Annotated in this window: 5 protein-coding genes; 4 read left to right on the top strand and 1 reads right to left on the bottom strand. The window is 66.9% G+C overall.

Features of this window, described 5'->3' with window-relative positions:
* Window positions 1-347 precede the first annotated feature (347 nt).
* On the bottom strand, window positions 348-1,667 hold the full coding sequence (locus N5J29_RS18050; protein ID WP_053515620.1) for a M20 family metallopeptidase: 1,320 nt from the start codon (window positions 1,665-1,667) through the stop codon (window positions 348-350).
* A gap of 185 nt (window positions 1,668-1,852) precedes the next feature.
* On the opposite strand from N5J29_RS18050, the gene N5J29_RS18045 reads away from it, so the two are divergent.
* The 4 genes from N5J29_RS18045 to N5J29_RS18030 all read left to right on the top strand — a co-directional run bounded on the left by N5J29_RS18045 (window position 1,853) and on the right by N5J29_RS18030 (window position 11,836).
* Window positions 1,853-3,094 carry an efflux RND transporter periplasmic adaptor subunit gene (locus N5J29_RS18045; protein WP_053515617.1) on the top strand — a complete coding sequence of 414 codons (1,242 nt, stop codon included), beginning with the start codon at window positions 1,853-1,855 and terminating at the stop codon, window positions 3,092-3,094.
* A gap of 74 nt (window positions 3,095-3,168) precedes the next feature.
* Window positions 3,169-6,402: an efflux RND transporter permease subunit gene (locus tag N5J29_RS18040; protein WP_164151977.1), complete on the top strand. Its 3,234-nt coding sequence runs from the start codon at window positions 3,169-3,171 to the stop codon at window positions 6,400-6,402.
* Between the two features lie 31 nt (window positions 6,403-6,433).
* Window positions 6,434-9,556, top strand: a complete 3,123-nt coding sequence (locus N5J29_RS18035; protein ID WP_053515614.1) for an efflux RND transporter permease subunit — start codon at window positions 6,434-6,436, stop codon at window positions 9,554-9,556.
* Window positions 9,557-9,778: 222 nt separating this feature from the next.
* A complete protein-coding gene (locus N5J29_RS18030) occupies window positions 9,779-11,836 on the top strand; it encodes a TonB-dependent receptor (RefSeq protein ID WP_164151976.1) in 2,058 nt (685 codons plus the stop codon).
* Window positions 11,837-11,901 lie beyond the last annotated feature (65 nt).

Genomic DNA, 11,901 nt, shown 5'->3' with positions numbered 1-11,901 from the left:
CGCCTACCCACCCGGCCCCTGACAGTTCCCTGCACGCAGCCACCACCACGGGAAAGATCAGAAAAATCAAAATCAAAAGCCAATCCTTCAGACATTCCCGATGTCTGCCTGTGTCGACCAAGGTCGACACCTACCAACAGCCGCGTGAACCTGTCGGGGCCGGGGCGGTGTGGGCCTGCAGGACACGCCGTAAACCCGTCCATGGGGGCTCGATGGCGCCATCCATGGCGCCAACGGTCCTGCAGGCCCACACCGCCCCGCCCAACCAACAGAAATCCAGCACCGCTTTTGCCGTTGACGTTGCCGTTGCTTCAGGGGTGCAGGGCTGCAAGCCCTGCCGGAAACCCTCACCCTGCCGGAGTGCCGGCACCGTGCAGGTAATCCAGGCTCACCTGCAGCAACGCACGCAGTCCCACGTCCAGCGCCTTCTCATCCAGCAGGAACTTCGGCGAATGATTGGCCGGTGCCGTCGCCGGATCGATGCCCACGCTGGTGGAGCCGACGAAGAAGAACATGCCCGGCACCTCCTTGGCATACAGCGAGAAGTCCTCCGCGCCCATCTGCAGGGGCGGTTCGTACACGTTGTCCTTGCCCACCACCGCCTGCAGGCTCGGCAGCATGCGTGCCGTCAGCGCCGGATCGTTGACCGTGGCCGGGTTGCCCTCTGATTCGTAGATGTCGGTGACCGCCTTTGCCCCGTGCGCGGCCGCAGTGTGCTCTGCGACGTTGCGCAGGTCGGCGAAGATCTGCTGGCGCATGCCCTCGTCGAACGTGCGGATGGTGCCGACCATCTCCACCTCGTCCGGAATGATGTTGTAGCGGATGCCGCCGTTGATCGCACCGAAGGTGAGCACCGCCGGCTGCTTGGACAGATTCGCGCGACGGCTGACGATGGTCTGCGCGGTACCGACCAGATCGGCCGTGGCAACGATCGGGTCGACACCGTTCCACGGCGCGGAGCCATGCGTCTGGCGACCGATCACCTTGATGCCGAAGCGGTCCGAGGCGGCCATCAGCGGACCGCCACGCACGGCGATCTGACCGGCCTGCACGCTGGAGAACACATGCAGGCCGAACACGGCTTCCGGCTTGAAGTCGGCGAACAGGCCCTCCTTCAGCATCAGCGCGGCACCGCCTTCTTCCGGCGGCGGCGCGCCCTCCTCTGCCGGCTGGAAGATCAGCATGACCTGGCCCGGCAGGTCCTTCTTCATTGCCACCAGCGCCTCGGCCACACCCAGCAGGGTGGCGGTATGGGCATCATGGCCGCAGGCATGCATCACGCCCACCGTCTGCCCGCGGTACTGATCGGTCGCCTTCGAGGCGAACGGCAGGCCGGTCTGTTCGGTCACCGGCAGCGCGTCCATGTCGGCGCGCAGGGCGATCTTCGGACCCGGCCTGCCGCCTTCGATGATCGCCACCACGCCATGATGGGCAATGCCGGTCTTCGGCTTCAGGCCCATTGCGCGCAGGTGCTTGGCGACCTCGGCCGAGGTCCGTACTTCGCGGTTGGACAGCTCCGGATGCTGGTGGAAATCACGGCGCCACTCCACCACTTTGGCCTGCAGCCGCTGTGCGGCCGCGGTCACCTCGGGACGCTGCCCGTCCTGGGCATGGGCAAGGGCCGGCAGGGCCAGGATCAGGGCGGACAGCAGCAACGAACGGCGCATCTCGGTACTCCACGGCAGGGTTCTGCACCTGAATGTAGGGCAACGCTGCCTTTACGGGAACCTCCACGGCCGGCACCGGTCCTAGCGCCCGTCCCATCCGTCATGCAGGAAACGTGATGTGGCACAGGTATGCTTTGCGCATTGCCCACCGGGCCCCGCCCGTCCAGCCCTCTTGGAGTCCTTGAATGTCACGTGTTTGGAAGATCGTGCTGCTGGTCGTGGCCGTACTGGTGCTGGCCGTGGTGGGCCTGCGCGTGCTGGGCGGTGGCAAGGACAAGGCCGGCAGGCCCGGCGTCGCCGCCGGCCAAGGTGGCGATGACGCCGATGCCGCACCGGTACCGGTGACCGTGGTCGACGCCGTGCGCCAGGACGTGCCCGTCTACGCCAGTGCGCTCGGTACGGTCACCGCGATGAATACCGTCACGGTCAGCCCTCAGGTCGGCGGCCAGCTGATGAGCCTGAACTTCCGCGAAGGCCAGGAAGTGAAGCAGGGCGACGTGCTGGCGGTGATCGACCCACGTACCGCCCAGGCCAGCTATGACCAGGCCGCTGCCGCCAAGCGCCAGAACGAGGCGCTGCTGGCGACCGCGCGCTCCAACTACCAGCGCTCCAATGCCCCCGAGTACCGCCAGTACGTCGCCAAGACCGATCTGGATACACAACGCAACCAAGTGGCACAGTACGAAAGCGCAGTGGCCGCCAACGAGGCGAGCATGCGCTCGGCGCAGGTGCAGCTGCAGTACACCAAGGTCACTGCGCCGATCTCGGGCATCGCCGGCATCCGTGCAGTCGATGCCGGCAACGTGGTCAACGCGGGCACCGCCCTGGTCACCCTGACCCAGATCCACCCGATCCACGTGCTGTTCAACCTGCCCGAACGCCAGCTCGGCGATGTGCGCCAGGCACAGGCGGCCGGCAGCGTTCCGGTGGCTGCGCTGGACCGTGCCGATTCGCACGTGCTGTCCGGCGACGGCAAGCTCGATGTGGTCGACAACCTGATCAGCGCCGACAGCGGCACCTTCAAGGCACGCGCGGTGTTCGACAATGCGGACAACGGCCTGTGGCCGGGCCAGTTCGTCAATGTGCGCATGCAGCTGCGCACCATCGGCGGCGGCGTGGTGATTCCGACCCAGGCCGTGCTGCGTGGCCCGGACGGCGAGTATGTCTACGTCGTGCAGGGCGACAACACGGTGAAGATGCAGACCGTGCGCAGCGGCGTGGAAGTGGGCGACAGCCACGTGCAGATCGCCGAGGGCCTGAAGGGCGGCGAGCGGGTGGTCAGTGAAGGCCAGTTCCGCCTGAAGCCCGGCAGCAAGGTCACGGCCCTGAAGCCCGGCGAGACCCCGGCTGCACCCACCGAGGCCGAATTGAAGGCCGCCGAACAGAAGAGTGGCGGTGCAGGCCGCCGCGGTGGTGGCCCGCGCTGAGCGCAGGCCACCGATTCCTTTCGCGCCGGCATCGACGCCGGCGCTGCCATTGAAGCGCCAGCAAGGATCAGTCCGTGGGCTTTTCGACGATCTTCATCCGCCGCCCGATCGCCACCTCGCTGCTGATGGCGGGCCTGTTGCTGCTGGGCATTCTCGGTTATCGCAAGCTGCCGGTGTCGGCACTGCCGGAAATCGATGCGCCCAGCCTGGTGGTCACCACCCAGTACCCGGGTGCCAATGCCACCACAATGGCCTCGCTGGTCACCACCCCGCTGGAGCGGCAGTTCGGCCAGATCTCCGGCCTGGAGCTGATGACGTCCGATTCGTCGGCCGGGCTGTCGACGATCATCCTGCAGTTCTCGATGGACCGCGACATCGATATCGCCGCGCAGGACGTGCAGGCGGCGATCCGCCAGGCCACCCTGCCCTCGTCGCTGCCCTACCAGCCGGTCTACAACCGGGTGAACCCCGCCGATGCGGCCATCGTCACCCTGAAGCTCACCTCGGACACGCGCCCGCTGCGGGAGGTCAACAACTACGCCGATTCGATCCTGGCCCAGCGCCTGTCGCAGGTGCAGGGCGTGGGCCTGGTGTCGATCGCCGGCAATGTCCGCCCGGCGGTGCGCATCCAGGTCAATCCGGCGCAGCTGTCGAACATGGGCCTGACCCTGGAAGAACTGCGCAGCGCGCTCACCCAGGCCAACGTCAATGCGCCGAAGGGCTCGCTGAACGGCAAGACGCAGTCCTACAGCATCGGCACCAATGACCAGCTGTCCAGTGCCGCCGAATACCGCGACACCATCATCAGCTACAAGAACGGCCGCCCGGTGCGGCTGTCGGACGTGGCCGCGGTGGTGGACGGCGTGGAGAACGACCAGCTGGCCGCATGGGCCGACGGCAAGCCGGCTGTCCTTCTCGAAGTGCGCCGCCAGCCGGGCGCCAACATCGTGCAGACCGTCGAGCGCATCCGCGCGATCCTGCCGCAGTTGCAGGGCGTGCTGCCGGCCGACGTGCATCTGGAGATCTTCAACGACCGTACCGAGACCATCCGCGCCTCCGTGCACGAAGTGCAGTTCACCCTGGTACTGACCATCGGCCTGGTCGTGGCGGTGATCTTCGTGTTCCTGCGCCGCCTGTGGGCCACGATCATTCCTTCGGTGGCGGTACCGTTGTCGCTGGCCGGCACGTTCGCGGTGATGGCGTTCACCGGCATGTCGCTGGACAACCTTTCGCTGATGGCACTGGTGGTCGCCACCGGCTTCGTTGTCGACGATGCCATCGTCATGATCGAGAACATCGTCCGTTACATCGAGCAGGGCAAGAGCGGCAAGGAAGCGGCCGAGATCGGTGCGCGCCAGATCGGCTTCACCGTGCTGTCGCTGACGGTATCGCTGGTGGCAGTGTTCCTGCCGCTGCTGCTGATGCCCGGCGTCACCGGCCGCCTGTTCCATGAGTTCGCCTGGGTGCTGAGCATCGCGGTCGTGCTGTCGATGCTGATCTCGCTGACGCTCACCCCGATGATGTGCGCCTACCTGCTCAAGCCCGACGCGCTGCCGGAAGGCGAGGACGCGCATGAACGGGCGCACGCGGCCGGCAAGCAGACCGTGTGGAGCCGCACCGTCGGCCTGTATGAGCGCAGCCTGGACTGGGTGCTGGACCACCAGCGCCTGACCCTGGCCGTGGCCGGCGGCGCCCTTGTGCTGACCGTTCTGCTGTACGTGCTGATTCCCAAGGGCCTGCTGCCCGAGCAGGACACCGGCCTGATCACCGGCGTGGTGCAGGCCGACCAGAACATCGCGTTCCCGCAGATGGAGCAGCGCACCAGGCAGGTGGCCGAAGCGCTGCGCAAGGATCCGGATGTGACTGGCGTGTCGGCTTTCATCGGCGCTGGCAGCATGAACCCCACGCTCAACCAGGGCCAGTTGTCGATCGTGCTGAAGGAGCGCAGCCAGCGTGATGGGCTGGACCGGATCCTGCCGCGCCTGCAGGAGGCCGTCGCCGGGATTCCCGGCGTAGCGTTGTATCTGAAGCCGGTGCAGGACGTCACCCTCGACACCCGCGTGGCCGCGACCGAGTACCAGTACTCCCTGTCGGACGTGGACGCGGCCACCGTCGCCACCCAGGCCACGCGCCTGACCGAGGCCCTGCGCCAGCGGCCGGAGCTGGCCGACGTGGACAACAACCTGTCCAACCAGGGCCGTGCCCTGCAGCTGACGATCGATCGTGACAAGGCCAGCGTGCTGGGCGTGCCGATGCAGACCATCGATGACACGCTCTACGATGCGTTCGGCCAGCGCCAGATCTCGACCATCTTCACCGAGCTCAACCAGTACCGCGTGGTGCTGGAAGTGGCACCGGAGTTCCGCACCAGCACCGCGCTGATGGAGCAGCTGGCGGTGGCCTCCAACGGTGCTGGCGCGCTGACCGGCACCAACGCCACCAGCTTCGGCCAGGTCACCTCCTCCAACTCCTCCACGGCCACCGGCATCGGCGCGCAGAACACCGGCATCACGGTCGGTGCCGGCAACATCATTCCGTTGTCGGCGCTGGCCGAAGGCCAGGTGACCAGCGCGCCGCTGGTGGTCAGCCACCAGCAGCAGCTGCCGGCCGTGACCGTCTCGTTCAACGTCGCGCCGGGCTATTCGCTGTCCGAAGCGGTACGCGCGATCCAGGAGACCAAGGACAGTCTGGACATGCCGGCGCACCTGCATGCCGAGTTCATCGGCAAGGCCGCCGAGTTCACCGGCAGCCAGACCGATGTGGTGTGGCTGCTGCTGGCCTCGCTGGTGGTCATCTACATCGTGCTGGGCGTGCTGTACGAGAGCTACATCCATCCGATCACGATCATCTCGACCCTGCCGCCGGCAGGCGTCGGCGCGCTGCTGGCGCTGATGCTGTGTGGCCTGAGCCTTTCGGTGGACGGCATCGTCGGCATCGTGCTGCTGATCGGCATCGTCAAGAAGAACGGCATCATGATGGTGGACTTCGCGATCGAAGCACGCCGCGCCGGTGCCAACGCGCATGAAGCGATCCGCCGCGCCTGCCTGCTGCGCTTCCGCCCGATCATGATGACCACGGCTGCGGCCATGCTCGGCGCGCTGCCACTCGCGCTGGGTACCGGCATCGGCTCGGAACTGCGCCGTCCGCTGGGCATCGCCATCGTCGGCGGCCTGCTGCTCTCGCAGCTGGTGACGCTGTACACCACGCCGGTGATCTACCTGTACATGGAGCGCTTCTCCGAGTGGCTGGCGCGCCGCCGCGAGCAACGCGCACTGCGCGAGGGCACGCTGCAGGAGCCGCAGGCATGACCCCTGCCCCGCTGCTGCGGGGGGCCGCGCGATGAACCTGTCCGGCCCCTTCATCCGCCGCCCGATCGGTACCGCCCTGCTGGCCATCGGCCTGTTCATGGTGGGTCTGATCTGCTACCTGAGGCTGGGTGTATCGGCACTGCCGAACATCCAGATTCCGGTGATCTTCGTGCACGCCAGCCAGGCCGGTGCCGACGCGGCGACGATGGCCTCCACGGTCACCGCACCACTGGAGCGTCATCTGGGCCAGCTGCCGGGCATCGACCGCATGCGCTCGTCGAGCTCGGAAGGCAGCTCGCTGGTGTTCATGATCTTCCAGAGCGACCGTGACATCGATTCGGCGGCGCTGGACGTGCAGACCGCGATCAATTCCGCTCAGGCCGACCTGCCCTCGGGCATGGGCTCTCCGATGTACCAGAAGGCGAATCCGAACGACGACCCGGTGATCGCCATCGCACTGACCTCGCAGACGCAGTCGGCCGATGAGCTGTACAACGTGGCCGACTCGCTGCTGGCCCAGCGCATCCGCCAGATCAGCGGCGTGGCCTCGGTGGACATCGCCGGCGCGTCGACGCCGGCAGTGCGCGTGGACGTCAACCTGCGGCTGATGAACGCGCTGGGCCTGACCGCCGACGACCTGCGCAACGCGGTGCGCGCGGCCAATGTGACCTCGCCGACCGGCTTCCTCAGCGATGGCAACTCCACCACCGCGATCATTACCAACGATTCGGTGGCCCGCGCTGCGGACTTCGCCAACCTGGTGGTGAAGACCGAAGGCGACGGCCGGGTGATCCGCCTGAAGGACGTCGCCAACGTCTACGACGGCCAGCAGGACGCCTACCAGGCGGCATGGTTCGACCACAAGCCCGCGGTGGTCATGTATGTGTTCACCCGCGCCGGCGCCAACATCGTGGAGACCGTCGACCGGGTGAAGGCGCAGATCCCGACGCTGCGTGACTACCTGCAGCCGGGAACCACGATGACGCCATACTTCGACCGCACGCCGACGATCCGCTCGTCGCTGCACGAAGTGCAGATCACCCTGCTGATCAGCCTGGCGATGGTGGTGCTGACCATGGCGCTGTTCCTGCGCCGGCTCGCCCCGACCCTGATCGCGGCCGTGACGGTGCCGCTGTCGCTGGCCGGCGCCGCACTGGTGATGTATGCGCTGGGCTTCACCCTGAACAACCTGAGCCTGCTGGCGCTGGTGATCGCGATCGGCTTCGTGGTGGACGATGCGATCGTGGTGATCGAGAACATCATGCGCCACCTCGACGAAGGCATGCCGCGCCTGCAGGCAGCGTTCACCGGCGCACGCGAGATCGGCTTCACGATCGTCTCGATTACCGCCTCGCTGGTTGCGGTGTTCATCCCGCTGCTGTTCGCCAGCGGCATGATGGGCGCGTTCTTCCGTGAGTTCACCGTCACCCTGGTGGCGGCGATCGTGGTGTCGATGATCGTCTCGCTGACGCTGACGCCGGCGCTGTGCAGCCGGTTCCTCAGTGCGCACGACCATCGCGCGGCACCCTCGCGCCTGGGCCGCTGGCTGGACGCCGGCCACGAACGCATGCTGCGCATCTACACGGTGTTCCTCGATTTCTCCCTGCGCCACGCGTTGCTGCTCTCGCTCACGCCGCTGATCCTGATCGGCGTGACCGTCTTCCTGTTCGGCGCGGTGAAGAAGGGCGCCTTCCCGCCACAGGACACCGGGCTCATCTGGGGCCGCGCCAACTCCAGCGCGACCGTGTCCTTCGAGGACATGGTCAACCGCCAGCGCCGCATCACCGACATGCTGATGGCCGACCCGGCGGTGAAGACCGTCGGCGTGCGCCTGGGCAGTGGCCGCCAGGGTTCCAGCGCGCAGTTCAATGTCGAACTGAAGTCACGCAAGGAAGGCCGCCGCGAGACCACCGCGCATGCACTGGCGCGACTGAGCGCCAAGGCCGACCGCTATCCCGACCTGCAGCTGCGGCTGCGCGCCATCCAGGATCTGCCCAGCAACGACGGCGGCGGCTCCAGCCAGGGCGCGCAGTACCGCATCTCGCTGCAGGGCAACGATCTGGCGGCGCTGCAGGAGTGGTTGCCGAAGCTGCAGGCGGAACTGAAGAAGAACCCCAAGCTGCGCGATGTCGGCACCGACGTGGACAACGCCGGCCTGCGCCAGAACATCGTGATCGACCGCGCCAAGGCCGCGCGACTGGGCGTCTCGGTCGGTGCCATCGACGGTGCGCTGTACGGTGCATTCGGCCAGCGCCAGATCTCGACGATCTACTCGGACATCAACCAGTACAGCGTCGTGGTCAATGCCCTGCCTTCGCAGACGGCGACCCCCACCGCACTGGACGAGGTCCATGTGCGCGCAGGCAATGGCGAGATGGTGCCGATCACTGCGGTGGCCACCCAGGTACCGGGGCTGGCGCCTTCGCAGATCACGCATGAGAACCAGTACACGACGATGGACCTGAGCTACAACCTCGCCCCCGGCGTCAGCATGGGCGAGGCAAAGGCGATCATCGATGCGACCGTGGCCGGCATGCGCATGCCGGGCGACATCCGCCTGGCCGACGATGCGGGCTTTGGCTTCAATTCCGATCCCAGCGACATGCTGATCCTGGTATTGGCGGCGATCCTGACCGTGTACCTGGTGCTGGGCATGCTGTACGAAAGCCTGATCCATCCGGTGACGATCCTGTCCACGCTGCCGGCGGCAGGCGTAGGCGCGCTGCTGGCCCTGTTCGGTACCAACACCGAGCTGTCGGTCATCTCGATGATCGCGCTGGTGCTGCTGATCGGCATCGTCAAGAAGAACGCGATCATGATGATCGACTTCGCGCTGGTGGCGCAGCGCGAGCACGGGCTGACCCCGCGCGACGCCGCACGCGAGGCCAGCATCGTCCGCTTCCGGCCGATCATGATGACCACGATGGTGGCCATCCTGGCTGCGGTTCCGCTGGCGATCGGCCTGGGCGAAGGGTCGGAGCTGCGCCGGCCGCTGGGCATCGCGATGATCGGTGGCCTGCTGTTCTCGCAGAGTCTGACCCTGCTCAGCACGCCGGCCCTGTACGTGATCTTCTCCTGCCTGGCCGAGCGTTGGCGGGCGCGGCGCGCGCGCAGGCGCGAGGCGAAACTGCTCAAGCGCGCGCAGCGCGCCTAGCCTCGGTAGCGCCGGGCCACGCCCGGCGCGCCGCTACCACCCGGGCGACGCTCACGGTTTGACGCGCTGTAACGAAAAGAGAACAATTCGCAACCAGCCATGGTCCTGCGCCCCTGCGGCGCCCCGCTCCCAGTTCACGGACAGCCTGCGTGATCCCAGCCACTGCCTCTTCCCCCAACCATGGGTGGATGGCCTGTGGCCGTCCGCCGAGGAATCCGATCGATGCCTTCGTTCCGCACCCCGCGCCTGGCCCTGCTGGCCGCCGCCCTGTCCACCGCCTGCGCAGCCCATGCGCAAGCCCCGGCTGATGCCCGCAGTGCCACCAACCTGGACGCCATCAAGGTGGTCGGCGAACGCACCCACACCGAGGCCGGCGCGCTGGGTGACCGTGCCCTGCGCGATACCCCGTTCGCCATTACTGCGGTCGGCCGCGAACAGCTCGAGCAGCGCCAGGTCGTATCGCTGGGCGAAGCCTTCCTGTTCGATCCATCGGTCACCACCCAGGTAAGCGCCTACGCCAGCGGCTGGAGCTCGCCCATCCGCAACCGCGGCATCGATCTGAACTACGACAGCTACCGCGTGAACGGTCTGCAGGTGTCCTCGTGGGGCACCGAATGGCCGCTGGAAGTGATGGAACAGGTGGACCTGCTGAAGGGCCCCGGCGGCTTCCTGTACGGCTTCGGCGCGCCCGGCGGCATCGTCAACTACATCACCAAGAAGCCGACCGATACCCCTGCCTTCTCGGCGCAGCTGGGCTGGCGCGAACAGGCCATCATCAGTGGTGGTGTCGATGCTGGCGGCCGCTTCGGCAACGAAGATATGTTCGGCTATCGCTTCAACGCGTATCAGGAGAAGGGCGAAACCTTCAACAGCGGCCATGTCGACCGCAAGGTCGGCGCGCTGTCGCTGGACGCGCGCCTGAGCGATGCGCTCACCTGGACCTTCGACGGCGTGTTCCAGTCCCGCGACCTGAGCGAAGAGTCGCCGCAGTACTACTTCATCGGCATGACCTCGCTGCCGCGGCCGATTGCCGGCGACGTCGACAACAGCGTGCCGGGCACCTACTACGATACCCGTTCCAGCCTGCTGTCCACGGCGTTCACCTGGCAGATCAACAGCGGCTGGAAGGCCAGCCTGAGCTACGGCGTCACCACCTCCTGGAACGACGTCAACAAGATCTTCGCCTACATCGACGATCCGAACGGCGACTACAACGTGAACGTGTATGAGCTGGGCGGCAAGAGCCAATGGAAGCTGGCGCAGGCGCTGGTGCAGGGCGGCTTCCGCACCGGCCCGCTGCAGCACCAGCTGGTGGCCGGCGTCAGCCACCAGACCGGGCTGGGCTGGGACCGCCCCTACGAGTGGAACACCATTGGTCGCGCCAACCTGTACCAGCGTTCGGCCATCCGCCACGACGCGGTGGGTTCGCGGGTGATGACCCGCGGCGATGAAACCGTGCAGCAGGCCGTATTCGCCAGCGATACCGTGGACTTCGGCGGGGGCTGGTCGGTGCTGGCCGGCTGGCGCTACAACGACTTCGAGACCAAGGGCCGTTACCACACCTACCCGGTCACCCCGACCTATGCGGTGATGTTCAAGCCCAGCGAGGCCGTGACCCTGTACGCCAGCTACATTGAATCGCTGGAAGCCGGCAGCCGCGTGGGCAACCCCTACATCAACGCCGGTGATGTGCTGGGTCCGACCATCAGCAAGCAGTACGAAGTCGGCGCCAAGGTAGAAGCCTCGCGCTGGAATGCGAACGTGGCCGCATTCCGCCTGGAACGCGGTGCCAACATCGACCAGCCCACCGACGCCGGCCTGCGCCTGGTGCAGGATGGCATCACCCTGTACGAAGGCGTGGAAGCCAGCGCCGACCTGCACCTGACCGATGCGCTGACCGTGGGTGGCGGCGTGACCTGGCTGGACCCGACCTACGACAGGCTGTCGCCCGACAATGCCGCGCAGGAAGGCAACCGCACCGTCGGCGCCGCGCGCTGGAGCGGTGTGCTGCATGCCAGCTACCAGCTGCCGTGGGTCGATGGACTGGAAACCTATGCTGCCGTGCGCTACTACGGCGATGTCTGGTACGACGCCGACAATACCCTGAAGCTGCCCGACTACACCCTGGTCAATGCCGGTGTGGGCTACCGCCTGATGGCGTCGGGGCACCCGGTCACCCTGCGCGCCAGCGTGGAGAACCTGGCCAATCGCAGGTACTGGTCGAACGCGGGCGTCGGCCTGCCGCGCACCTTCGCGGTGAGCGTGCGCTGGGAGATGTAACCCGGCTTGTGCGGGTGCGGACCGTGGGTCCGCACATTGAACACCGCACCCACGCGCACACCGCC

It is taken from the genome of Stenotrophomonas sp. GD03680 (assembly GCF_029844625.1).
Lineage (GTDB): Bacteria > Pseudomonadota > Gammaproteobacteria > Xanthomonadales > Xanthomonadaceae > Stenotrophomonas > Stenotrophomonas maltophilia_P.
This window is presented reverse-complemented; position numbering and strand designations above follow the sequence as displayed.